The following is a 647-nucleotide window of genomic DNA, read 5'->3' on the forward strand; positions in this document are numbered from 1 at the left end:
CGCCGGGACATGCCGGCACGGCCGGGTCATGTCCTGCACCATCCGGCACGGAGTCGACGAACCGCGCCTCGGCGAACCGTTATGCCCGGAGTGCTACAACTACGCGGGCTCGGTGCTGTTCAACGCCATGTCCCCGGAGCTGTGGCGGCGCTTCACCCAAGCGCTTCGCAGACGCATCGCCAAGAACGCCGGACTGACCCAGCGGGACCTCAAGGAACAGGCCGTCATCTCCTTTGCCAAGGTGGCCGAGTACCAGCGGCGCGGAGTCGTCCACTTTCACGCCGTGATCCGCCTCGACGGCCCGGAGGGACCGGCCACGGCTCCCCCGGCCTGGGCGACACCCGCCCTCATGACGGACGCCGTACGACACGCCGCCGCCGCGGTCGCCGTGACGGTTCCGCACGTGCCCGGTGAACCCACACGGACCTTCCGCTGGGGCGATCAGCTCGACGTCCGGCAAATCACCATGGACGGCGACCTCTCCGAACAGGCCGTTGCCGCGTACATCGCCAAGTACGCCACCAAGGCGGCCGAATGCGTCGGCACGCTCGACCGGCGCGTCAACCTCCTCGATGACCTGACCGCCCTACCGATCCGCGACCATCCCCGCCGACTGATCGCCGAGTGCCTGCGCCTCGGCACCCGCG

1 protein-coding gene is annotated in these 647 nt (G+C 69.6%); it reads left to right on the plus strand.

Going from position 1 to position 647, the window contains the following annotated elements:
• Nucleotides 1-28 precede the first annotated feature (28 nt).
• Nucleotides 29-647, plus strand: a 619-nt coding sequence (locus tag ACFP1K_RS41170; RefSeq protein WP_380764050.1) for a replication initiator, incomplete at its 3' end; no start/stop codon positions are given.

Origin of the sequence: Sphaerisporangium aureirubrum (genome assembly GCF_042658925.1) — a bacterium.
Taxonomy (GTDB): domain Bacteria; phylum Actinomycetota; class Actinomycetes; order Streptosporangiales; family Streptosporangiaceae; genus Sphaerisporangium; species Sphaerisporangium aureirubrum.